This is a genomic window from Bradyrhizobium sp. 2S1, from assembly GCF_011516625.5.
Classification (GTDB): Bacteria; Pseudomonadota; Alphaproteobacteria; order Rhizobiales; family Xanthobacteraceae; genus Bradyrhizobium; species Bradyrhizobium septentrionale.
In genome coordinates, this window is sequence record NZ_CP147717.1 from 1,669,530 (window position 1) to 1,691,590 (window position 22,061).

General features: G+C 62.7%; 18 protein-coding genes and 3 pseudogenes. 12 read left to right on the forward strand and 9 right to left on the reverse strand.

All coding sequences use genetic code 11. The features are described from left to right. Window positions 1-48: 48 nt before the first annotated feature. The 8 genes and pseudogenes from HAP54_RS08035 (at window position 49) to HAP54_RS08070 (ending at window position 8,396) form a co-directional block, all read left to right on the forward strand. Entirely contained in the window at window positions 49-978 is a 930-nt protein-coding gene (locus HAP54_RS08035; protein ID WP_175619390.1) for an NADPH:quinone reductase, read from the forward strand. Between the two features lie 102 nt (window positions 979-1,080). Then, window positions 1,081-1,929 (forward strand): MBL fold metallo-hydrolase, encoded by an 849-nt coding sequence (locus HAP54_RS08040; protein WP_166299331.1) that lies wholly within the window; start codon window positions 1,081-1,083, stop codon window positions 1,927-1,929. Window positions 1,930-2,069: 140 nt separating this feature from the next. After that, window positions 2,070-2,912, forward strand: a complete 843-nt coding sequence (locus tag HAP54_RS08045; protein WP_166299332.1) for a fumarylacetoacetate hydrolase family protein — start codon at window positions 2,070-2,072, stop codon at window positions 2,910-2,912. Window positions 2,913-2,988: 76 nt separating this feature from the next. Then, window positions 2,989-3,603 (forward strand): glutathione S-transferase family protein, encoded by a 615-nt coding sequence (locus HAP54_RS08050; RefSeq protein WP_166307560.1) that lies wholly within the window; start codon window positions 2,989-2,991, stop codon window positions 3,601-3,603. A 25-nt stretch (window positions 3,604-3,628) separates the two neighbouring features. Then, window positions 3,629-4,819 (forward strand): serine hydrolase domain-containing protein, encoded by a 1,191-nt coding sequence (locus HAP54_RS08055; RefSeq protein ID WP_166299333.1) that lies wholly within the window; start codon window positions 3,629-3,631, stop codon window positions 4,817-4,819. A 75-nt stretch (window positions 4,820-4,894) separates the two neighbouring features. Continuing rightward, window positions 4,895-5,764, forward strand: coding sequence for an MBL fold metallo-hydrolase (locus HAP54_RS08060; protein WP_166299334.1), 870 nt, complete (start codon window positions 4,895-4,897; stop codon window positions 5,762-5,764). A gap of 130 nt (window positions 5,765-5,894) precedes the next feature. Further along, window positions 5,895-7,020, forward strand: a pseudogene (locus HAP54_RS08065) (IS4 family transposase). A gap of 41 nt (window positions 7,021-7,061) precedes the next feature. Then, window positions 7,062-8,396: an IS1182 family transposase gene (locus HAP54_RS08070; RefSeq protein WP_166202952.1), complete on the forward strand. Its 1,335-nt coding sequence runs from the start codon at window positions 7,062-7,064 to the stop codon at window positions 8,394-8,396. 839 nt (window positions 8,397-9,235) lie between these two features. Here HAP54_RS08070 and tnpC read toward each other — a convergent pair. The 6 genes from tnpC to HAP54_RS08100 all read right to left on the reverse strand — a co-directional run bounded on the left by tnpC (window position 9,236) and on the right by HAP54_RS08100 (window position 15,407). Further along, window positions 9,236-10,714 carry an IS66 family transposase gene (tnpC, locus tag HAP54_RS08075; RefSeq protein ID WP_166307246.1) on the reverse strand — a complete coding sequence of 493 codons (1,479 nt, stop codon included), beginning with the start codon at window positions 10,712-10,714 and terminating at the stop codon, window positions 9,236-9,238. A gap of 122 nt (window positions 10,715-10,836) precedes the next feature. Further along, complete coding sequence (gene tnpB / locus HAP54_RS08080) at window positions 10,837-11,193, reverse strand: IS66 family insertion sequence element accessory protein TnpB (RefSeq protein ID WP_166298344.1); 357 nt, start codon at window positions 11,191-11,193, stop codon at window positions 10,837-10,839. Continuing rightward, a complete protein-coding gene (tnpA, locus tag HAP54_RS08085) occupies window positions 11,190-11,627 on the reverse strand; it encodes an IS66-like element accessory protein TnpA (RefSeq protein WP_165123109.1) in 438 nt (145 codons plus the stop codon). Before tnpA ends, tnpB begins: the two co-directional genes overlap by 4 nt. Before the next feature lie 611 nt (window positions 11,628-12,238). Next, complete coding sequence (gene istB, locus HAP54_RS08090; protein WP_029085260.1) at window positions 12,239-13,000, reverse strand: IS21-like element helper ATPase IstB; 762 nt, start codon at window positions 12,998-13,000, stop codon at window positions 12,239-12,241. Between the two features lie 16 nt (window positions 13,001-13,016). After that, the gene (gene istA / locus HAP54_RS08095; protein ID WP_166217180.1) at window positions 13,017-14,558 is read right to left on the reverse strand and encodes an IS21 family transposase; all 1,542 of its coding nucleotides are present in this window, start codon (window positions 14,556-14,558) and stop codon (window positions 13,017-13,019) included. Between the two features lie 594 nt (window positions 14,559-15,152). After that, window positions 15,153-15,407 (reverse strand): hypothetical protein, encoded by a 255-nt coding sequence (locus HAP54_RS08100; RefSeq protein WP_166212954.1) that lies wholly within the window; start codon window positions 15,405-15,407, stop codon window positions 15,153-15,155. Here HAP54_RS08100 and HAP54_RS08105 point away from each other — a divergent pair. Then, window positions 15,406-15,855 carry a hypothetical protein gene (locus HAP54_RS08105; protein ID WP_166299335.1) on the forward strand — a complete coding sequence of 150 codons (450 nt, stop codon included), beginning with the start codon at window positions 15,406-15,408 and terminating at the stop codon, window positions 15,853-15,855. The two genes, HAP54_RS08100 and HAP54_RS08105, sit on opposite strands and share 2 nt — an antisense overlap. A gap of 322 nt (window positions 15,856-16,177) precedes the next feature. Here HAP54_RS08105 and HAP54_RS08110 read toward each other — a convergent pair whose 3' ends face one another. Beyond that, window positions 16,178-16,924, reverse strand: a complete 747-nt coding sequence (locus HAP54_RS08110) for an outer membrane protein (RefSeq protein ID WP_166212950.1) — start codon at window positions 16,922-16,924, stop codon at window positions 16,178-16,180. Window positions 16,925-17,279: 355 nt separating this feature from the next. On the opposite strand from HAP54_RS08110, the gene HAP54_RS08115 reads away from it, so the two are divergent. Next, window positions 17,280-18,614: an IS1182 family transposase gene (locus HAP54_RS08115; RefSeq protein WP_166202952.1), complete on the forward strand. Its 1,335-nt coding sequence runs from the start codon at window positions 17,280-17,282 to the stop codon at window positions 18,612-18,614. Between the two features lie 278 nt (window positions 18,615-18,892). On the opposite strand, the gene HAP54_RS08120 is transcribed toward HAP54_RS08115, so the two are convergent. Beyond that, entirely contained in the window at window positions 18,893-19,435 is a 543-nt protein-coding gene (locus HAP54_RS08120) for a methylated-DNA--[protein]-cysteine S-methyltransferase (RefSeq protein WP_166299336.1), read from the reverse strand. A 143-nt stretch (window positions 19,436-19,578) separates the two neighbouring features. Here HAP54_RS08120 and HAP54_RS08125 point away from each other — a divergent pair. Further along, window positions 19,579-20,380 (forward strand): annotated as a pseudogene (locus HAP54_RS08125) (alpha/beta fold hydrolase). 232 nt (window positions 20,381-20,612) lie between these two features. Here the strand turns inward: HAP54_RS08125 and HAP54_RS08130 are convergent. Then, entirely contained in the window at window positions 20,613-21,068 is a 456-nt protein-coding gene (locus HAP54_RS08130; protein ID WP_166307562.1) for a carboxymuconolactone decarboxylase family protein, read from the reverse strand. A 110-nt stretch (window positions 21,069-21,178) separates the two neighbouring features. Between HAP54_RS08130 and HAP54_RS08135 the strand changes: the two are divergent. Further along, window positions 21,179-22,040 (forward strand): annotated as a pseudogene (locus HAP54_RS08135) (sigma-70 family RNA polymerase sigma factor). The last annotated feature ends 21 nt before the right edge of the window (window positions 22,041-22,061 follow it).

Here is a 22,061-nt window from a genome sequence, read left to right on the forward strand (position 1 = left end):
TGGTACGAGCGGACAGGAGCGGCGCCGACGGTGCTTACCGTCGGCGAGATGCCGACACCTGAGGCCGGCCCCGGCGAGGTCCGCGTTCGCCTCGAGGCTTCAGGCGTCAATCCGGCCGATGTCGGCCGCCGCAGCGGCAACTATCGCGCGATGGAATTCCCGCGCGTGATCCCGAACAGCGACGGCGCCGGGATCATCGACCAGGTCGGTGAAGGCGTCAGCCGCTTTGCGATCGGCGACCGCGTCTGGCTGTTCAACGGCCAGCGCAATGGCCGCACCTTCGGCACCGCGGCCGAATACATCACGCTCGCCGATTATCTGGTGACGCCGCTGCCGCAGGACGTGTCGTTCGCGGCCGGCGCGACACTCGGCATTCCCTGCATGACCGCGTGGTGTGCGCTGTTTGCCGACGGTCCGATCGCGGGGCAGACGGTGCTGGTCACCGGCGGCGCCGGCGCGGTCGGCCATTATGCCGTGCAGCTCGCGAAATGGGGCGGCGCGCGGGTGATCGCGACAGTCAGCTCGCAGGCCAAGGACGTGGAAGCCCGGCTCGCCGGTGCCGACACGGTCGTCAACTACCGGACCGAGGACGTCGTCTCGAAGGTGATGGCGTTCACCGAGAACCGCGGCGTCGACCGCGTGATCGACGTCGATTTCGGCGGCAATCTTGCGACCACGCTGAAGATCATGGCGATGAACTCGACGATCGCGGTCTACGCCACCAACGGCAACCGCACGCCGACGCTGCCGGTGCGCGAATTGATGGAGAAATGCATCACGGTGCGGTCGCTGGTGCTGTTCGCACTGCCGCCGCCACTGCTCGCGGCCGCGCAGGCCGATATCACCAAGTGGCTGGAGTCGGGCACCCGGGTGCACAACATCGCCGGCCAATTCGCGCTGGCCGAGACCGCCGACGCCCATCTCGCCGTCGAGAAGGGCGACAAGATCGGCACCGTGATCGTCGACTGCGCGCGGTAGTCGCCAGGCTGACGCAGGAAGCGCCGACTTGATCCATTGCGCCGCCACGCGGAAGCAAGCATGGTCCGGCGACAGGGCAACAAAAAACCGAGGACACGCCGCATGCAATGGACGATCGGCAAGGTCAAAATCACGAAAGTCGTCGAGCTCGAGACCGTCGGCAGCACACGCTTCATCCTGCCGCTGGCCGGCCGGGAAGAGATCCAGAGCCTGCCCTGGCTGATCCCGCATTTCGCCAATGAGGAGGGCCGGCTGAAAATGTCGATCCATTCGCTGCTGGTGGAAACGCCGGAGCACCGCATCATCGTCGACACCGGGCTCGGCAACGACAAGCAGGGCCGCAATGTACCGACCTGGAACAACCGCAGCGATCCGTTCCTGGAGAAGCTGACCGCGGCCGGATTCGCCCCTGACAGCATCGACACCGTGCTGTGCACGCATCTGCATGTCGACCATGTCGGCTGGAACACCAAGCTCGTCGGCGGCAAATGGGTGCCGACCTTCGCCAAGGCGCGTTACGTGTTCGGCAAGACCGAATACGATTACTGGCGCGACCACAGCGACGATCCCGCCCACGCCGCCGTGTTCGCGGACTCCGTGAAACCAATCGCGGATGTCGGCAAGGCCGAGCTGGTGCCGAGCGACCACCGGCTGACCGAGGAGATCACGCTGATCCCGACGCCGGGTCACAGCCCCGGCCACATGAGCATCCACATCAAGTCCGGCGGCGAGCAAGCGCTGCTGACCGGCGATGCCGCGCATCATCCCTGCCAGATGTATCACCTCGACTGGTCTGCGACCGTGGATTCCGATCCGAAGCAGTCGGCCGCGACGCGGCGCGACTTGTTCTCGCGCTTTGCCGATACGCCGACGCTGGTGATCGGCGGGCATTTCAGCGCCGGCCACATCCAGCGCGACGGCGACGCGTTCCGCTTCATCGCGCTGGGCTGATCGGCCCGAACTGGCCTTGAAATAAGGCTTGGCAGCAATGCAGCGCGCTCATGGCGGTTGAATTTCCGGGCGCGCTGTTCCATGAAGCGTGTCGAGGTATAGCAGTAACAATCCTCAGGACATCGTAGGGAGTGATCAACATGAAGCTTGTTCGTTATGGCGAAAAGGGTGCGGAAAAGCCCGGTCTGATCGACAAATCCGGCCAGCTGCGCGACCTCTCGGCCCATCTGAAGGACCTGACCGGCGACGCCTATTCGCCGGAGTCGCTGAAGAAGCTTGCCGCCCTCGATCCCGCCTCCCTGCCCGCCGTCTCCGGCAAGCCGCGCTTCGGCGCCCCGGTCACCGGCATCTCGAAATTCGTCGCGATCGGCCTCAACTATTCCGACCACGCCAAGGAAACCGGCAACCCGATCCCCTCCGAGCCGATCTTCTTCCTGAAGGCCAACACTGCGCTGTCAGGCCCGAATGACGCGGTCGAGAAGCCGCGCGGCTCGACCAAGCTCGACTGGGAAGTCGAGATCGCCGCCATCATCGGCACTCGCGCCAAGTATGTGTCGGAAGCCGACGCGCTGAACCACGTCGCCGGCTACTGCATCTGCAACGACGTCTCCGAGCGCAATTTCCAGATCGAGCGCCTTGGACAGTGGACCAAGGGCAAGTCGCACGACACGTTCGGCCCGGTCGGCCCGTGGCTCGCCACCAAGGACGAAATCGCCGACGTGCAGAAGCTGTCGATGTGGCTCGACGTCAACGGCCAGCGCCGCCAGACCGGCTCGACCTCGACCATGATCTTCACCATGGCGAAGTGCATCTCCTACGTCTCGCAGTTCATGACGCTGCTGCCCGGCGACATCGTCACCACGGGCACCCCGCCCGGCGTCGGCACCGGCATGACGCCGCCGCAATATCTCAATGTCGGCGACGTCGTGACGCTCGGCATCGAAGGCCTCGGCGAACAACGCCAGGAAATCGTCGCGGCGTGAGTGCGGCGGGAAACCGCACCACCAATGCGTCATGGCCGGGCTTGACAGAGGAAAGAATCTTCGCAAGGAGTTCTTCATGAAACTCACCTTCTCTCCCGCCTCCCCGTTCGCCCGCAAGGTGCGCATTGCGGCGATCGAGCTTGGCCTGATCGACAAGATCGAGCTGGTGCCGGCCAGCGTCGCGCCGGGACAGGCCAATGATGAATATTCGAAGATCTCGCCGCTGAAGAAACTGCCGGTGCAGATCCTCGACCATGGCGATGTGATTCTGGATTCCTATGTGATCGTCGAATATCTCAACGAGATCGGCGGCGGCCGGCTGATCTCGGGCTACGGCCCGCGGCGCTGGAAGCTGAAGACCGATCACTCGCTGATCAACGGCATGCTCGATTCCATGCTGCTGTGCCGCTACGAGAAGATGGTGCGGCCGCAAGGCACGTTATGGCAGGCCTGGTACGACGATCACTGGAACAGGGCCTGGGCCGGCATGGCGCGGTTCGAGAACCGGCCCGACGTGTTGGACGGTTCGTCGTTCGACATCGCGCAGATCGGCCTCGTTTGCGTGCTCGGCTATGCGGATTTCCGCTTCGCCGATTGCGGATGGCGCAAGGCCTATCCCAAGCTCGACGCCTTCTACCAGAGAATGCTGGAGCGGCCGTCGGTGAAGATCTCGGCGCCGCCTGCGGCGTAGCGGAAGAAGCCGGGGAGAAATCACGATGCGCCATCGCTTCCCCCGCCTCTCACGTCTCGGCGCGAGCCTTGTGCTCGCGTTGACGGCCTCAATCGCCAATCTGAGGGCCGACGATATGACACCTGGACAACAACGCCAGCCTTGCGGATCGCCGGCCGCGCTCGACGACGGTTGGGTGATTGCCTCGCCGGAAAGCGTCGGCATGGATGGTGAGCGTCTGTGCGGCATCGCCGCGCGGCTCAGCCTGCGCAGCAGCGAGGTGCATTCCGTTGTCGTGGCACGTCACGGCAGACTGGTATTCGAGCAGTATTTTGCCGGCATCGACCAGCCGTGGGGCCAGCCCGAAGGCCGCACCGAATTCACCGCGACGACCAAGCACGACATGCGCTCGGCAACGAAGAGCGTGACGGCGTTGCTGGTTGGTATCGCCATCGACCGCAAGCTGATCGCCAGCGCCAATGAGCCCGTAGTGAAGTTCTTTCCCGAGCATCATCAGGTGAAATCAGCCGGCTGGGATGCAATCACGCTGCACCATTTGCTGACGATGTCATCAGGCATCAAATGGGACGAGACCCTGCCCTGGACCGATCCCAACAACGACGAACCGCATCTCGCTTTCGATGCCGATCCGATCGGCTACGTGCTGGGCAAGCCGATCGCAGCGCCGCCCGACACGCTGTGGACCTACAATGGCGGCGGCACCGATCTGCTCGGCAACATCATCGAGCAAGTCTCCGGCAAATCGCTCGAGGCGTTCGCGCGCGAGACGTTGTTCGAGCCGCTCGGCATCACCGATTTCGAATGGAAGACCTACAAGAACGGCAAGATCGCTGCTGCGTCCGGCCTCAGGCTGCGGCCGCGCGACGCCGCAAAAATCGGCCAGCTCGTGCTCGACCACGGGCGATGGAAGGAGCAGCAGATCGTCCCGGCCGAGTGGATGGACCAGTCGATCGCACCGCACTTCCAGGCGGTCGGCTATTTCGGCGGCACGATGTTCTATGGCCATCAATGGTGGGTGGGGCGATCATTTGCGGCGGGGAAAGAAATCAGGTGGGCCGGCGCCTTCGGTTGGGGCGGCCAGCGCGTCATCGCCGTTCCCGATCTCGACCTTGTGATGGTGACGACGGCAGCCCAGTACGGCCAACCGAAGGAAGGCCTTGCGGCAATGGATATCCTCACCAACATCATCATTCCCGCCGTGCGCGACGCGCACTAAAGCTTTTTTACGCGTTTTCTTCACGCGGACCGGACTCCACTTCGCTCGAAAACGCTAACGCCGAAGGAATCACCCATGAGCCTGAAATTTGCCGCCGGCGATCTCACTATTCATCGCATCGTCGAGCAGGAGACGACATTCCTGCCCGCGCATGAAATGCTGCCCGGGCTGACGCCGGAAGTCCTCGCGGAGAACCGCGCCTGGATGAAGGCCGCAGGCGCGCTGGACGACAACGATACGCTGATCCTGGCGTTCCAGTCCTACATCGTGAAGACGCCGCACCACACCATCCTGATCGACAGCTGCATCGGCAATGACAAGCCGCGGCCGGCGCGGCCGAAATGGAACATGAAGACCGACGACAGCTATCTGCGCGGCCTCGCGGCAGCCGGCTTTTCGGTCGGTGACATCGACTATGTGATGTGCACGCATCTGCACGTCGATCATGTCGGCTGGAACACGCGGCTGGAGAACGGCCGCTGGGTGCCGACCTTCCCGAACGCGCGTTACGTGTTCGACAAGACCGAGTTCGACTACTGGACCGAGACCAACGCGAAGGCCGAGGTGTCGCCATTCGTGGACAGCGTGCTGCCGGTGGTCGAGGCCAAGCGGGCCGAGATTGTCGGCAATGATTTTGCGATCGGCGACCACGCGCGCATCCTGCCGACGCCCGGCCACACGCCGGGCCACGTCGCCTTCAGCTTCGGCCGCGGCAAGGATGATGCGGTGTTCGCCGGCGATTTGATGCACTCGCCGATCCAGACGCATTATCCGGAACTGTCGGCGAAGTTCGATGTCGACCAGGCGCAGGCCGCGACGACGCGGCGGAGTTTCCTGGAGCGCTATTGTGACACCGACACGCTGTGCTGCCCCGCGCATTTCCCCTCGCCCTCGGTCGGCAAGATCAGGCGGAAGGGGAACGGGTTTGTGTGTGAGGTGGCGTAGCCGCCTGTTCTTTACCTCTCCCCGCTTGCGGCAGGGCTGTCCGGGGAATGATTCACTGTGTCGCGGTGCATGCTCGGCAAAACCGAGGCAAATCGGTCTTTTCTGGTTGTCGAGACACAGAAGGCCGAGCATGCGATTTCGCGATAGCATTTTTAGTAGGCTGCTTGAACCGATCAATCGGCGGCAGTTTCAGACGGCTGTGGATCGTCTGGACGGGGATGCCTACGACAAGTCGTTCAAGAGCTGGGATCACCTGGTAGCGCTGATCTATGCGCAGTTGAGCGGGAACAACAGCCTGCGCGCCGTGGTGACCGGCTTCAACGCCAATCCTCAGCATCACTATCATCTGGGCACCGGCAGGTTGTCCCGCTCGACGCTGTCGGATGCCAATACCCGCCGCCCGTCCAGCATTTTTGCGCAAACCTTTGCACGATTGTCGGCGATGGCAAGCCGGCAGTTGCGGGGCGAAGGCAAGGAGATGGTGCGCCTGATCGACGCCAGTCCGATCCCGCTTGGCAAAGTTTGCACCTGGGCGGTGTGGAACGGCCGCATCCGCGGCATGAAGCTGCACGTGGTCTACGATCCCAAGGGCGATATCCCGAAGTGCGTCGAGGTGACGGCTGCCAACGTCAACGATATCGAGATCGGTCGCCAGACTCCGATCCAGGCCGGCACAACCTACGTGTTCGACAAGGGATATTGCCGTTTCGACTGGTGGCAGAAGATCAATGATAGCAAGGCTTTCTTCGTGACCCGGCCGAAGACGAGCATCCGGCTACGCGCGGTCAGGCATCGCACCATCCGCAACAGCAAGGGGGACGGCTTCAGGATCATCGTCGACGACGAGGTGAAGCTCACCAGTAAGGGCGACTCGCGTTTGCCGATACCGCTGCGGCGCATCAAGGTCACGGGAGAACGGCGGCGTGATCACGCTTCTCACCAACGATACGACCCGAACGGCCGTCGAGATCGCCGCCCTCTACAAGAGCCGGTGGCAGATCGAACTGCTGTTCCGCTGGATCAAGCAGCACCTCGACATCCGCAAGTTCCTCGGCACCAACGACAATGCAATCCGCCTGCAAGTGCTTGCTGCGATGATTGCCTACCTACTGTTGCGCATTGCCGCGCGGACCAACTGCATCAAAATGCTGCCGCTCAGGCTCGCCGAACTCGTCAGCCAGTTCCTGTTCACCCGGCGAGCCTTCGCCAGCATCGACAAGCCTCCGCCAATCAACCCTAGGAGCTTGTCTGGATAGTCGCTGTTCAAATCTGGTCGGGTCTGATTCAACATTGGGCGATGAGCAAGTATTTTCGGCCTTGGAACATCGATCAGACGCTGCTTCTGCCGCCGAATGTGCAGGACTTCGTGCCGAAAGGCCATGTCTCGCGGTTTATGGTTGATCTGGTGCGGGAGAGCCTCGATCTCAGGGAGATCATGGGCAGCTATGTGAGCGGGCTTGGGCAGCCGCCGTTTGATCCGCGGATGATGGTGGCGCTGCTGCTGCATAGCTATGCGAGTGGGCTGTATTCGTCGCGTCGGATTGCCAAGGCCTGCCGGGAGCGGAACGATTTTGTGATGATCGTGGCGCTGGATGCGCCGGATTTTCGGACGATCAGCGACTTTCGCAAGCGACATTTGAAGGCGCTCGGCGCGCTATTCGTGCAGGTTCTGAAGTTGTGCGAGACGGCCGGGCTGGTCAAGCTCGGTCATGTCGCGCTGGATGGTACGAAGATCAAGGCGAACGCGTCGAAACACAAGGCGATGAGTTATGAGCGCATGAAGAAGCGCGAGGCGGAATTGAAGGCCGAGGTCGCTCGCATGCTGGCGGCCGCCGAGGCGGCGGATGCCTCGGAGGATGAGACTTTCGGCAACAGCGACGAACTGCCGGACTGGACCGTCGACAAGCAGAAACGGCTGGCGAAGATCCAGCAAGCGATGGCGGCGCTGGAAGCGGACGCCAAACTGGCGGCGGAGGAAGAGCGCCGCATCGAGGCCGAAAAGGAACAGCAGCGCCAGGCCGAAGGCCGCAAGAAGCCGGGCAAACCGGCGGCGCTGCCATCGGAGGAACCCAATCCCAAGGCGCAACGCAACTTCACCGATCCGGAAAGCCGCATCATGAAGTCGAAGGATGGCTTCGTTCAGGCCTATAATGCCCAGGCGGCCGTCGATGCACATGCCCAGATCATTGTCGCGCAAGAACTGACCCAGCACGGCAGCGATCAGGGCCAGTTGGTGCCCCTGATCGAGGCCATCGAGAGCAATCTTGGCCGCAAGCCGCGGCAGGCCTCAGCGGATTCCGGCTACTGCAGCGAAGCCAATCTCGAAGCGCTCGACACACGCAGCATCGATGGCTATGTCGCGCCCGGACGCGCCAAGCACCCGACAGTAGCGAACGGAAAAGTCGGCGGCCCGCTGACACAGGCCATGCGAAAGAAGATCGACGATGGCGGCTTCGAAACACCCTACCGATTGCGAAAGCAAGTGGTGGAGCCGGTGTTCGGGCAGATCAAACAGGCAAGAGGCTTCCGCCAGTTCCTGTTGCGGGGCATCGAGAAAGTGCGCGCCGAGTGGACAATGATCTGCACCGTCCATAACCTCCTCAAGCTGTTCAACCTCGCAAACGCAGCCTGAGCCTGCTACTCTACAACAAATGCCCGTCACGAAAACATATCTGGACGGGCTCCTAGGCATATAAGTTTCGACAGGTCGCAATGCGTTTCATGATCCAAATCAACGAGCGGACCGGCCACAGCTTCAAACGTTCACAGCATGAAATGGGATCGGATAACGATGGCTGGCTGCGTCTCAATCGCACTTTCCGTGCTGATCCTGATTGTCATCTTCACGATGTAGCCGAGCGCCTTCCGGCGCTCTCCGTGGGTGAACGGAGTTCCGGTGATATAACTTTTATGGCTTGGCACAAACTGCACTGGCGTTACCGAGTTTTCCCGGCTTACGTCTTCAACCTAAAAGAGAGGACGGTTGCGTTATGCCGGACGACCTACTCTACAAGGTGCTCGCTGTAGTTTTCGGGCTTTGCCCTGTCGCACTGGCAGCCGCCGTTATGTTTATTTCAGGGTAATTCCCCGCAACCTGGCCCGACCGACCACCCGGGCCGGTAGATGGCCCCAGTACCGGCCCCGTGGCCCCAAAAAAGGTGTTGCCGGAGCGCTCGACCAGAGGCCGCCTCAGTTGGCGGCTTCTTTCATTTATTGACGCGATCCCATGTCGCCTCTTGGCCATTTTCGGAAGTGCCGCGCGGGCTATCGAAAGTCCGGTGTCGGGGTGAAGCGGACGCTACTGTTGCGTGTTCCGACTTCCGTGTTTGACCCATCAGAGACATCAGCCGCTCGGGCGTCTTGCGGTCGGTCAGGACTGGGTCCGCTATATCGCGCGATAACGGGAACGTGACCGATGCCCCGGCTGAACGTCTAGCCGCGTTGATCTGCGTCAATACGTAAGCGCTGTTTTCAGGCCACAGCTTTGAGGTCGTGACGGCAATAGGCCCACGGCAGCAGGTGATCGATCTCGTTATTCGGATGACCGTTGACGATCCTGGTGAGCGCGTCGGTCAAGTAGGCAAGCGGATCGACATCGTTCAGCTTACAGGTTTCGACCAGGGAGGCGATGATAGCCCAGTGCTCGGCACCACCGTCGGAGCCTGCGAACAGCGCATTTTTCCGGTTGAGCGTGATCGGACGGATCGAGCGCTCTACGGCGTTGTTGTCGAGCTCGATACGGCCATCATCGATAAAGCGCGTCAGGCCCTCCCAGCGTGAGAGCGCATAGCGGATGGCGTCGGCCAGCTTGCCCTTTTGGCTGATCAACGCGAGCTTTGCGCGGAGCCACTGCTCGAAGGCTTCCGCGAGCGGTCGGCTTTTCTGTTGCCGAACGAGACAGCGCTCCTCGGCGCTACGGCCACGGATGTCCTTCTCGATGGCATAGAACTCGGCGATATGCTTGAGCGCCTCGCCCGCAATGGGCGCGGGACCGGGGGCGGCGAGTTCGTAGAAGTTACGCCGCATGTGGGACCAGCAGAATGCAAGCTGAACGTCGCCACGCTCGGCCAGCTTGCCATAGCCAGCATAGCCATCGACCTGCAGGATCCCCTTGAAGCCTGCCAGATGGGCGATTGGTCGGTCGGCTTTGCGATCGGGAGCATAGACATAGGCGACGCCCGGCGGATCGGCGCCGCCCCATGGCTGGTCGTCCGCTGCATAGGCCCAGAGCTGACCGGTCTTGGTGCGCCCTCGGCCGGGATCGAGCACCGGCATCGTCGTCTCGTCGGCGAACAGCTTTGGCCGTCGCCTGAGCTTGCCGAGGAGGCGCTCATGCAACGGACGCAGGTGGAAGGCTGCTTGTCCCACCCAGTCCGCCAGCGTCGAACGATCGAGCTCAATGCCCTGGCGGGCGTAAATCTGAGCCTGCCGATAGAGCGGCAGGTGATCGGCATATTTGGACACCAGAACCTGGGCGATGGTTGCTTCGGTCGGCAGTCCGCCCTCGATCAACCGGGCCGGGGCCGGCGCCTGCATGACACCGTCCTCGCAAGCGCGGCAGGCGTATTTGGGACGCCGGGTAACGAGGATCCGGAACTGCGCCGGGACCAGGTCCAGCCGCTCGCTTCTATCCTCGCCGATCCGATGTAACTCGCCCTGGCAGCAGGGACAGGTCTTGTCCTCGATGTCGACGACGACTTCGATCCGCGGCAGGTGCGCCGGCAAGGCGCCACGGTTGACGCGGCGCCTACCGGCTTGCACCTCACGGCCTTCAGGTGCGCTGACGTCCTGCGCCGTCTCGCCGTACGCTGCCACCTGCTCGACGTCTTCTAGGCCCAGCAGCATCTGATCTTCAGGCAGCGTCTCTGCCCGCCGGCCAAACCGATGCCGCTGCAATTCCTTGATGATCTGACGCAGCCGTTCGCTCTCGCACCGCTCCGCAAGCAGCATCGCTTTCAGCGTCTCGGGATCGTCAGGCAGGGCGTCGCTCACACCCAATTCAGAGCATATTCGCCGCCAACTGGCGACGCGTCCGACGCTCCTGATTCACTTCGCCGCAGCACCGCCAACAACTATCCCGCTTGTGTTGGCGCCGGCGTCGCCCGTGCTTCATGCACAAGCCGCCAGTCGAGCCCCTCCAGCAGCGCCGACAATTGCGCCGCCGACAGACGCATCACACCGTCCTCGATCTTCGGCCAGCGGAAGATTCCATCCTCCAGCCTCTTGGCGAACAGACACAAACCCGTTCCGTCCCAGAACACCAGCTTGATCCGATCCGCCCGCTTGGCCCTGAACACATAGACAGCTCCCGAGAATGGGTCAGCCCCCATGCTCTCGCGCACCAGGGTAGCAAACCCCTCCATTCCCTTGCGGAAGTCTACCGGTTTAGTCGCCACCATCACCCGGACCGCACCCGACGGACCGATCACTGGCTCGCCTTCAGCGCCTGGACGATCGACGCAATCATTGTTGGGTCGGCACCACGACCGGCCCGGATCGTGATGCCGTCAACTTCGATCTCGATGATCCCGGAATCCGTCTTGGCCTTGCAGCGCACCGCTTTGCGCTCACGGCCAAGAGCGGGCGCCGGCACTACGGCATCCACCACCGCCGGCACAAACTGCACTTCTTCCACTTCGGAATGACCGCCCGCAGCTTCTCGCAACTGACGGCGCCAGCCAAACAACTGCTGCGGCGACAATCCATGCCGTCGCGCTACCGAACAGACCGAGTCGCCGCTCGCAACGATCTCCGCAACAATCCGCGCCTTGTCCTCGTCGCTCCACTTCCGCCGACGGCCGGCTCCAGTGAAGACCTCAAGCCGCCTCACCGGCTCCGTGATAGCACTATGCACTGTGTCCATTCTAAGCCTAACGGTTCAAACAAACCGCAGACTCGCAGATCGCCCCGTCAACCGGTAGGTGGCCGCTGAACAGCGCTTACGTCAATACGCGTGAAGGCATGCATTCATTGGTGAAGGATGGGGTGGGTATTCCTCAAAACGGAGAAGAGACTCATGAAGTATGTAAGAAAGGCAGCGCTTGCAGCTTCTGCCTTCGGTTGTGCAGCACTGTTCTCCTTTGGTTGGGCTGAGCAAGGCGGCATCTCGCTGTCAGTCGAGAGCGCCCAGGCGCGGGTTGGTCGCCCGCTAACCCCCGTGAGCGTTGCGGGCGTTGCGCGTCGTCAGAACCGACGGGCGGCCTACTACGGGGCAGGTGTTGTCGGCGCAGGCGTCGCAGCGGTCGGCACGGGTGCCGCTATCGCCGCCACGGCTGCGCCTAGAAACAACAATTGGGGAAACAACAATTGGCGCGGCGCTTACGCGGCCCAAACTGATCCTTACTTTGGGCAAGCTCACTACGTCCACAGGGCTTACTGCATATTTCAGTGATGGTGAGCAGCGATTTCGCGCGATCATGAGCGGCGAATTCAGACGATCGTGAGCAGCCCGCTCCGGCCGAGGCGGTGATAGAGTCAGCGTTCTGGCTGCTCGTCAAGGGTGATGGTTCTGGCGTTGCGTTTTCGCATGCTTTCGCCGGCAAGCTGGAGGCGGTGAGCGTTATGGACGAGGCGATCGAGGACAGCGTCGGCGTAGGTTGGGTCTCCGATAACTTCGTGCCATGTGTCCACAGGGAGTTGGCTGGTTACGATGGTGGAGGCGCGGCCATGGCGGTCCTCAAGGACTTCCAGTAGATCGCGCCGTTCGGCAGCGGTGAGCACTGACAATCCCCAATCGTCCAAAATCAGAAGCTGGGCGCGGCCAAGGGTTTTGAGCAAGCGGGCATAACGTCCATCCCCCCGCGCGAGTGCCAACGCTTCGAACAATCTTGGGACGCGATGATAGAGAACCGAGCGATTGTCGCGGCAGGCCTTGTGGCCGAGGGCACAGGCTAACCAACTTTTGCCCAATCCGGTCGCTCCGGTTATGAGCAAATTCTCGTGGCGATCGATCCAGTCGCCGCTGACCAGCTTGGCGAAGACGGCCCGGTCGATACCCCGCGGCGTGCGCAAATCGACGTCCTCCAAGCAAGCATTCTGGCGGAGCGCGGCCAGCTTGAGGCGCGTAGTGAGCCGCCTGGTGTCGCGTTCCGCGGCTTCCCGGTCGACCAGCAGGCCGATGCGATCTTCGAACGGCAAGGCTTCGAGATCAGGTGATCGTCGCTGCTCCTCGAAGGCCTTGGCCATGCCGCTCAAGCCGAGCTCGATCAGGCGTTCGTGGGTGGGATGGGTGAGCATACAGGTCTCCTTGGCTTCAGTGGAAATAATCCCGGCCGCGGATGTTGCCGTGGCGCAGGGGTTGGGGTTCGGAGGGCTCGTCGAGAAAGGTGCGATCCAGGCCGTTCTGGAGGATGGAGCGGATCGAGGCGACGGATCGCGCCTTGATCAGAATGCCGCGCCGGCAGGCCGCGTCGACGCGCTCGGCGCTGTAGCTTTTGGCCAGCGACAGAATGCCGAGGCAGGTGCGAAAGCCTTGCTCGGGATGCGGCCGGGCCGCGATCACGGCCTGGAAGAAGGCGGCGGTCGACGGACCGATCCGCTCGCCGGCGGCGATCACTCCGGCGGGCGTCCATTGGCCGTAGCGCCGATGGGCGCTGGGCATGTGGTCGGCGGTGGTGGTGTGGCCCCGCCGGTTGGGCGCGCGGGCGTGGCTGGCGATCCTGCGGCCGTTGTGGAAGATCTCGACCGTCCTGTCGTCGATGCGGGCATCGACAAGCTCACGGATGAGCCGATATGGCGTGGAATACCAGTGTCCATCGATCTCGATATGATAGTCGGGGCCGACCCGGCATCGCTTCCAGCGCGCGAAAGCGTAAGCCTGATCCGGCAGCTTTGTGAGCTTGGGCTTGTCGAGTTCGGAGAACAGTTCGGCGCGGCTGGCGCCAAAGTCGCGCATCTGCCGGGCATTGAGTTCGACGACGAGTATTTTGATGGCTGCGTTCAGCTCCGCCAACGAAAAGAAGCGTTGGTTGCGCAGCCGCGCCAAAATCCATCTCTGGGCGACTTGCACCGCAACTTCGACCTTTGCCTTATCTTTTGGGCGCCGCGGCCGGGCTGCGAGAATGGCCGTGCCGTAATGGCTCGCCATCTCGGCATAGGTTCGGTTGAGGCCAGGATCGTGGCGGTCGGGATTGGTGACGGCGGCCTTGAGATTGTCGCAGACCACGAATGTCGGCGCGCCGCCGAGGAAGGCGAAAAGGTTGATGTGGACCCGGATCCAGTCGGCGAGCCCCTCGCTTGGGCAGGCCTCGGCGTAGGTATAGTTGGAGGCGCCCATCGCTGCGACGAACAGCTTCATCGACTGCACTTCCCCACTTGAGGGGGCGATGACGTCGATGGTGTCGCCGGCGAAATCCACGAAAACCTTCTCGCCGCCCAGATGGGTCTGCCGCATCGAAGGCCGGGCTCGCCCCTTCCAGGCCTCGTAGGTCGTGCAGAACCATGTGTAGCCGAATCCATCGGGATGGCTGGCGCGATACTCGTCCCACAGCAGCCGGCGGGTCACGTTGCGCCGGCGCAGCTCCTTGTCGACATAGCCCCAGTCGGGAACGGGCCGCTGTGGGCTCTGTGACGCAGGCCTCGGCGCAGGGAAAAGCAGCAGCTCCAGGTCTTCGTCGGTCATTCCGACCGGCAACGGCCAGTTCAGTCCGGCAGCCCCGGCTCGGCGCAGATAGCTGTGCACGGCTCCGTTGCTGATGCCCAGGGTGCGCGCGATGGCTCGCTCCGGCAAGCCTTGAACATGTTTTAAGCGGAGAACCTCTTTGATCCGGCGCATCGACAATCTCTGGGTGGGCATCGGCCTTCCTCGTTCACTGACGAGGCAGTTCCTAAGCCGGTTGAGTTGTCGGCCGAAGCGGGCTGAGCCGCTGAAAAGCTGCTCACGATCCCGCGAAATCCGTGCTCACGATCGTCTGAAATCTCTGCTCACGATCCCCTGAAATCCGTGCTCACGATCCCGCGAAACATGCAGCTTACCACGGACATAGCCCCTACTACGGTTATTCCGGATGGGATGATTACTCGGCGCGTAACAGCATTAAATGCACGCCGGGTGGCGCAATTAAACTTGACGACGGTCAGATGTATTTCTGTCAGTAGGGGCCCCACCTACGCATCGCGAAAGAGGCGGCTTTCTCGGCCGCCTTTTTGCGATCTGCTCAGACGAAAGAGTATTAATGATTGACCTAGATCAACACTCCGCCGATCTATCAGATTGCCTATAACAGTTGTCGACAATAGGCACACAGACCAGACAGCCTTTGCCGTCTACCCAATGTGACAACAGGGAGTAGGTGCAATGAGAGCTTTCTCACTTATCGGACTGCTGTTTGCAGCGGTGATGTTGGCGACCGTTCCGGTCTCGCCGCAGGTGACACCGCGCGGCGTGGAGTTAAGCGTTGATCAAGCGCAGGCCATCACGTACCGGCGCGCCCGCGTGACTGCGCGTCGTGTCGACCGTCGCGATTTCCGCCAAACACGGCGCGCCGTGCGGCGCGGTGTCTATTAACAGAGCACGATGGGCAATGATGATGGCGCGGGCAAAGTGAGCCAGAACCGGTTCCAGTCGCCGCCGTGCGGCTCGATAGACGACGAAACAGGACGAGCCCAAGGTCAATGGTTCGGGGCGCACCGGAGCGACCGGCATGCCACTGGCGGCATATCTCTGGAAGGTCGGAGCAGTGTTGCTCGCACTGCTCTTTGTTGCAGATTATTCGCTGCCGAGAGCCCCGACCGTCGATCAGGCGGCTGCGAACCGGCCGGCCATACGTATCCACTCGGATCGCAAATGGCCCGAGCGTGTTGACTTCGATACCCGATCGCCGGTGATCGTCGCCACTGCGCCCGTGGCCGAGCCGACCGAGGTCGCAACTTCGTCGGATGTGACCGAATCGCCCGTTACCGTCGCACAGAGCCCGGGGGTGGCGAATTCTTTCGCGATGCTGCCGGATACACGCCCGCCTGAAACCGTCGATCGCAAGCGACAACGCAAGAAGTTGCATGTTGCGGCTCGACCGAGGCGAAACGTCCAACCGCAGATGCTTCTGGCGGCACGACGAGGGCAGTTCGGCTGGTCCGGCTTCGGAACTTGGTGATCGGCGTCCGGTCGGGACCTGTATCTCGCTCAGCATTTCATTGTTCATCAATATGCCAAGCTTGGATGCGGGACGGCGGAATGAGTTGCCTTGGGACGTGCGGATTGATCGTGCCCGCAATACAGCGAGACCTTCGTCGAGCTGGGCGCGTCTAGGCAGACGTGTTGCCTCGCCTGAAGCTGCAACCACGGCAGCAGCCTGGCGGCGGTTCGATTGCGGTCGGATCGCCCGTCTGACGGGTTCTTCAGACATATTCCCTCCAACAAAATCGGCCGGCATTTCTGCCGGCCCAGTTTACGGGAAAAGTTGGAATAGGACGAGGTCAGTATCTCGCTGCGCCGTAACCGCCGAAGCGGTAGTTGATGCGCAAGGTGACCATATCGACGTCTTGGCTGATCCGATTGAGCGCACCGGCAACAATCGGATTGGCGACAGAGAACGAATTGTTCGCGTCCCCCATGAACAGGTGGTCGTATTCAATACCGGCAGACCAATTTGGTGCAAAGCCGTACTCCCAGCCCACACCCACGGTCCCACCCCAGCGGGTCGCGCTTGCGGAGGCCAGTTCGGCGCCGGTAAGCGTGCTAAGGATGCTGAAACGATTGCTTGTGACCGCCGCGCCGCCCTTCACGTACAACAGTGAGGCGTTCCAGGCGTAGCCGATCTGGCCGGTGAAAAGCCCGATGCCGTCCGTTGTCGTGCGGGTCGAGAACGCCGGAGCGATAATACTGACACGCTGGCTGCTGAGATCAGCCCAATCCCCCTGGGCTTCCAGGCCGAACACCCACTGATTGGCCTGCCAACGGTAGCCGATCTGCCCGCCGACGAGGCCTCCTGACCGCTCGCGGCAGCCGTCACCGATGACCGTACCGGCCACCCCCACGAAATCCCAGCAATTCCGGCTCTGTCCCCAGCCGCCGTTGGCGCCTATGTAGAAGCCGCTCCAGTTGTAGATCACCGGCAGCGGAGCCGGAGGCGGGGCCTTGACGGCCATGTCGGCGGCCGATGCAGGTGCGGCGGCCATGGCAATTGCCGCGAAACTGACAGCGGCGGCTAAGAACTTTCTCATCCCAGTGTCCCCTCTCTCTCAACTGCACGCTCGCGTGCAAACCACTTGCACTACCAGCCTAGAGCGTAGTGTGTGTCGGGCCAAGACCTCCGTAACAAAATGGCAACACTCATATACAAAGGTTTATGCACGACACCTTGCACTATTGCTGGTCGTTGCCGTGAGGCCTTTCGCCACTCGCGTCTTCATCGGCGAGCCAGGCGAAGATCTGGGAAGCTGGGACAAGCTGCTTCGGTGAGTGCGGATTGATCGTGCCCGCAAATGCAGCGAGACCTTCGTCGAGCTGGGCGCGTCCTAGGAGCTTGTCTGGATAGTCGCTGTTCAAATCTGGTCGGGTCTGATTCAACATTGGGCGATGAGCAAGTATTTTCGGCCTTGGAACATCGATCAGACGCTGCTTCTGCCGCCGAATGTGCAGGACTTCGTGCCGAAAGGCCATGTCTCGCGGTTTATGGTTGATCTGGTGCGGGAGAGCCTCGATCTCAGGGAGATCATGGGCAGCTATGTGAGCGGGCTTGGGCAGCCGCCGTTTGATCCGCGGATGATGGTGGCGCTGCTGCTGCATAGCTATGCGAGTGGGCTGTATTCGTCGCGTCGGATTGCCAAGGCCTGCCGGGAGCGGAACGATTTTGTGATGATCGTGGCGCTGGATGCGCCGGATTTTCGGACGATCAGCGACTTTCGCAAGCGACATTTGAAGGCGCTCGGCGCGCTATTCGTGCAGGTTCTGAAGTTGTGCGAGACGGCCGGGCTGGTCAAGCTCGGTCATGTCGCGCTGGATGGTACGAAGATCAAGGCGAACGCGTCGAAACACAAGGCGATGAGTTATGAGCGCATGAAGAAGCGCGAGGCGGAATTGAAGGCCGAGGTCGCTCGCATGCTGGCGGCCGCCGAGGCGGCGGATGCCTCGGAGGATGAGACTTTCGGCAACAGCGACGAACTGCCGGACTGGACCGTCGACAAGCAGAAACGGCTGGCGAAGATCCAGCAAGCGATGGCGGCGCTGGAAGCGGACGCCAAACTGGCGGCGGAGGAAGAGCGCCGCATCGAGGCCGAAAAGGAACAGCAGCGCCAGGCCGAAGGCCGCAAGAAGCCGGGCAAACCGGCGGCGCTGCCATCGGAGGAACCCAATCCCAAGGCGCAACGCAACTTCACCGATCCGGAAAGCCGCATCATGAAGTCGAAGGATGGCTTCGTTCAGGCCTATAATGCCCAGGCGGCCGTCGATGCACATGCCCAGATCATTGTCGCGCAAGAACTGACCCAGCACGGCAGCGATCAGGGCCAGTTGGTGCCCCTGATCGAGGCCATCGAGAGCAATCTTGGCCGCAAGCCGCGGCAGGCCTCAGCGGATTCCGGCTACTGCAGCGAAGCCAATCTCGAAGCGCTCGACACACGCAGCATCGATGGCTATGTCGCGCCCGGACGCGCCAAGCACCCGACAGTAGCGAACGGAAAAGTCGGCGGCCCGCTGACACAGGCCATGCGAAAGAAGATCGACGATGGCGGCTTCGAAACACCCTACCGATTGCGAAAGCAAGTGGTGGAGCCGGTGTTCGGGCAGATCAAACAGGCAAGAGGCTTCCGCCAGTTCCTGTTGCGGGGCATCGAGAAAGTGCGCGCCGAGTGGACAATGATCTGCACCGTCCATAACCTCCTCAAGCTGTTCAACCTCGCAAACGCAGCCTGAGCCTGCTACTCTACAACAAATGCCCGTCACGAAAACATATCTGGACGGGCTCCTAGCCGCCGCAAATGCAGAACGCCCCTCAACCAGATGGAACTCTGCTATGGTTGAATTTCCCCGGACAGCCCTGCGCTTGCGGGGAGAGGTCGGATGGCATCGCAGATGCCATCCGGGTGAGGGGGTACAGGTCGCTCAGCGCATACCGCCCCGCGGATAGAGCACCTCACCCCAACCCTCTCCCCGTGAAGAACGGGGAGAGGGAGCCCGGAAAGACCGGTGCCTCAATCAAACAGGCTCGGTGTGTGGTTCACGACCGCGCCTTCAATCTGCAGCATCTTCAGCTTGGTCACCACGCCGCCATTGGCCGAGAAGCCGCCCGGCTTGTTGCCGGCCGCCAGCACGCGGTGGCAGGGCACCACGATCGGGCACGGGTTGCGGCCGAGCGCCTGGCCGACGTCGCGCGACAGCTCAACGCCGCCGAGCTGCTTGGCGATATCGCCATAGGTCACGGTCTTGCCCGGCGGAATCTTCCGCGCGATGTCGTAGACGCCGCGGTTGAATTCCGGCACGCCGTCGAGATCGAGCACGATGTCGGCGAGGTCGTTCGGCTTGCCGGCGAGCAGCTCGATCATGCCGTCGATCGCGTGCTGCACCTCGGCCGGCGGCGCCGCCTCGGTGACGTCGCCATTGCGCTGAAAAATCCGCTTGCGGGTCTTCTCCTCGGTGCCCATCGGCAGCTGCACGCCGGTGACGCCGTGCTCGCCCCAGACGACGCCGCAGGCGCCGATCATGGTCTCGAAGATTGCAAAATGCTGGCCGGTCATGGCTCGCTCCAGAAATTCCCTTGGGCTCACGCGCGAGCCTACTGCTGACCTGAAATCTAGGCTGGGAGAATATTGCTATCCACCCGAATTCCGTGGGAACTTGGGCCAAATCAACAACATCTGCCCCGTTCGCGAGCCCCCAAATGCACAGCCTCCCCGTCAACGGTTTCGACATGCCTTATCTCGATATCGGAGAGGGCCCGCCGCTGGTCTGCGTGCACGGCTCGCTGTGCGATTTCCGGATCTGGTCGGCGGTGCTCGGTCCGCTGACGCGCCGGCACCGGGTGATCGCGGTCAGCCTGCGGCATTTCTTCCCGGTGCATTGGGACGGCGTCGGCGACACCTATTCGATCGCCCAGCATGTCGACGACGTGATCGCCTTCATCGAGCAATTCGACACCAGGCCGGTCGACCTGATGGGGCATTCCCGCGGCGGCCACATCTGCTTCCGTGCCGCACAGCGGCGGCCGGACCTGCTGCGCAAGCTCGTCCTGGCCGAGCCCGGCGGCGAGCTCGACGGCACGCTCGATCCCGACTTCCAGCCCGGCCCCTCGCCGCTTGCGGCGCGGATCGCGGCCTCAGCCGACGTGATTGCCGGAGGCGACATCGATGGCGGCTTGCAGATCTTCCTGGACGCGCTCGAAGGTCCCGGCGCCTGGAAGCGGCTTCCGGCAACCTCCAAGCAACTGCTGCGCGACAACGCGACGACGCTGATCGGCCAGACCCGCGACCAGCGCCCGCCGTTCTCGAAAGCAGACGCGGAAGCGATCAAGACGCCAACGTTGTTCATCGGCGGCGCCAACAATGCTGCCGAAGGTGCTGCACGCCCTCGCCGCCAATGTGAAGGGCGCACGCACCGAGATGATCCCGGGCACCACGCATCCGATGTTCGAGCAGGCGCCGCAAAGATACTGCGAGATCGTGCTGGAGTTTCTGGCGGCGTAGGCAGTGCACCTCTCCCCTTGTGGGAGTGGCATAGGCCGCCTACGGCGGCCGTTCTCAAGAACGCCGAAGCGCAGCTTCGGCTATGTCGCATGCAGCAAAGCGAAATGCGATCCGGGTGAGGGGTCTGTCTCCGCGGAGAGAACCCCTCACCCGGCGCGATGCCGCTGCGCTTATCGCGCCACCCTCTCCCACAAGGGGAGAGGGTGCACCGCCTGCGCGGCAAGAGATTTACTCACACCTTCCACACTCCAACCGGCTGGCGCACGGCGACGTTCAGCCGGTTCCAGACGTTGATCGCCGCGATCCCCAGCACCAGGGATGCCAGCTGCTGCTCGTTGTAATGCTTCGCGGCCTCGTCCCACACCGCGTCGGTCACCGGATCCTCGCGGTCGCTGAGCCGGGTCACCGCTTCCGTCAGCGCCAACGCGGCGCGCTCGGCGTCGGTGAAATAGGGCGTGTCGCGCCAGGCGCCGACCGCGAACAGCCGCTCGTCGGTCTCGCCGGCGCGGCGGGCGAGTTTTGGGTGCATGTCGACGCAGACGCTGCAACCATTGATCTGGCTGGCGCGCAGATGGACCAGCTCGAGCAGCTTTTCCGGCAAAGCCTGTTTGGTGCTCTCGCTGAGCGCCTGCAGCGCCTTCATGGCATCGGGAACAACCATCACCGGGTGGTTCATGCGGGCTTTCATCATGTCACTCTCCTGATTTGCTTTTTGACGTCGCCGCGCCGATCTGCTGTCACATCGGCCCACTTTCGTTCGTCATCGCCATGACGGAGCGGACAAAGGGAATGTGACCGATGGACGAGAAAAATTCTCTCACCGAGCAGTTCGAGGCCAACCGGCCGCGCTTGCGGGCCGCGGCCTACCGCATGCTGGGCTCGACCGCCGAGGTCGACGATGCCGTGCAGGAAGCCTGGCTGCGGCTCGGCCGTACCGACACTGCTGCGGTCGACAATCTCGGGGGATGGCTGACCACGGTGATCGCCCGCATCTGCCTCGACATGCTCCGCTCGCGTAAATCGCGCCGCGAGGAGCCGATCGGCCCGCACGTGCCGGAACCGGTCGCAGACAATCCGTCCGAGCGCGAGACCGAGATGGCCGATTCCGTCGGCGCAGCGCTGCTCGTGGTGCTGGAAACGCTGGCGCCGGCGGAGCGGCTGGCCTTCGTGCTGCACGACATGTTCGCGGTGCCGTTCGAGGAGATCGCACCGATTGTCGGCCGCACGCCGGCCGCCGCGCGGCAACTCGCCAGCCGCGCCCGGCGCCGCGTGCAGGGCGCGCCGCCCGCGCCGGATACCGATCTCGGCCGGCAGCGCGGTATCGTCGAGGCCTTCCTCGCCGCGTCCCGCAACGGCGATTTCGAAGCGCTGCTCGCTCGCGCCCGACGTCGTGGTCCGCGCCGATCAGGCCGCGCAACGGCTCGGCTCGCTGCCGGTGATCCGCGGCGCCGCAGCGGTCGCCGAAAGCTTCAAGGGACGCGCACAGGCGGCGAGTGCGGCGCTGGTCGACGGCGCGATCGGCGTTGCCGTCGTCTTCGGCGGCGCGCTGCGCGTCGTGCTGCGGGTTACGATTTCAGGCGACAGGATCGCGGCGATCGATGCGACCGCCGATGCAGCCGACATCGAAACACTCGATGTCGAGGTGCTCGATCGCAATTGACGCGGCTGGAGGCTGAAGGGT

Coding starts and splice junctions, on each gene's coding strand:
- HAP54_RS08035 (WP_175619390.1), top strand. CDS start 49: ATGCCGACACCTGAGGCCGGCCCCGGCGAGGTCCGCGTTCGCCTCGAG.
- HAP54_RS08040 (WP_166299331.1), top strand. CDS start 1,081: ATGCAATGGACGATCGGCAAGGTCAAAATCACGAAAGTCGTCGAGCTC.
- HAP54_RS08045 (WP_166299332.1), top strand. CDS start 2,070: ATGAAGCTTGTTCGTTATGGCGAAAAGGGTGCGGAAAAGCCCGGTCTG.
- HAP54_RS08050 (WP_166307560.1), top strand. CDS start 2,989: ATGAAACTCACCTTCTCTCCCGCCTCCCCGTTCGCCCGCAAGGTGCGC.
- HAP54_RS08055 (WP_166299333.1), top strand. CDS start 3,629: ATGCGCCATCGCTTCCCCCGCCTCTCACGTCTCGGCGCGAGCCTTGTG.
- HAP54_RS08060 (WP_166299334.1), top strand. CDS start 4,895: ATGAGCCTGAAATTTGCCGCCGGCGATCTCACTATTCATCGCATCGTC.
- HAP54_RS08070 (WP_166202952.1), top strand. CDS start 7,062: ATGAGCAAGTATTTTCGGCCTTGGAACATCGATCAGACGCTGCTTCTG.
- tnpC (WP_166307246.1), bottom strand. CDS start 10,714: ATGCTGCTTGCGGAGCGGTGCGAGAGCGAACGGCTGCGTCAGATCATC.
- tnpA (WP_165123109.1), bottom strand. CDS start 11,627: ATGGACACAGTGCATAGTGCTATCACGGAGCCGGTGAGGCGGCTTGAG.
- istB (WP_029085260.1), bottom strand. CDS start 13,000: ATGCTCACCCATCCCACCCACGAACGCCTGATCGAGCTCGGCTTGAGC.
- istA (WP_166217180.1), bottom strand. CDS start 14,558: ATGCCCACCCAGAGATTGTCGATGCGCCGGATCAAAGAGGTTCTCCGC.
- HAP54_RS08105 (WP_166299335.1), top strand. CDS start 15,406: ATGCCACTGGCGGCATATCTCTGGAAGGTCGGAGCAGTGTTGCTCGCA.
- HAP54_RS08100 (WP_166212954.1), bottom strand. CDS start 15,407: ATGCCGGTCGCTCCGGTGCGCCCCGAACCATTGACCTTGGGCTCGTCC.
- HAP54_RS08110 (WP_166212950.1), bottom strand. CDS start 16,924: ATGAGAAAGTTCTTAGCCGCCGCTGTCAGTTTCGCGGCAATTGCCATG.
- HAP54_RS08115 (WP_166202952.1), top strand. CDS start 17,280: ATGAGCAAGTATTTTCGGCCTTGGAACATCGATCAGACGCTGCTTCTG.
- HAP54_RS08120 (WP_166299336.1), bottom strand. CDS start 19,435: ATGACCGGCCAGCATTTTGCAATCTTCGAGACCATGATCGGCGCCTGC.
- HAP54_RS08130 (WP_166307562.1), bottom strand. CDS start 21,068: ATGAAAGCCCGCATGAACCACCCGGTGATGGTTGTTCCCGATGCCATG.